The following is a 331-nucleotide window of genomic DNA, read 5'->3' as shown; positions in this document are numbered from 1 at the left end:
AGGCCGGGCGGGACGGCTTCTGGCTGCACCGCTGGCTCAGCGCACACGGCATCGTCAACCTGGTGGTCGATTCCGCCAGTATCGAAGTGAACCGGCGGGCACGTCGTGCGAAGACGGATCGGCTCGACAGCGACAAGCTGCTGTCAATGCTGATGCGTTACTACGCGGGCGAGCGGCGGGTGTGGGCAGTCGCGCGGGTCCCCACCGAAGAGCAGGAAGATGAGCGGCGCCTGCATCGTGAGCTCGGGCGCCTGCACCAAGAGCGCACCGCCCACAGCAACCGGATCCGCTCGCTGCTGGTCTTGCACAACCTGCGGCCCGAGCGCATCGG

1 pseudogene is annotated in these 331 nt (G+C 67.7%); it reads left to right on the top strand.

The features are described from left to right. Nucleotides 1-331 (top strand): annotated as a pseudogene (locus J8I82_RS38035) (IS110 family RNA-guided transposase); the annotation flags it as partial.

The sequence above is a fragment of the Cupriavidus consociatus genome (assembly GCF_017814975.1).
In the GTDB taxonomy this organism is placed as follows: domain Bacteria; phylum Pseudomonadota; class Gammaproteobacteria; order Burkholderiales; family Burkholderiaceae; genus Cupriavidus; species Cupriavidus consociatus.
The sequence above is the reverse complement of the archived record's forward strand: the minus strand, read 5'-3'. Positions and strand labels throughout refer to the sequence as shown.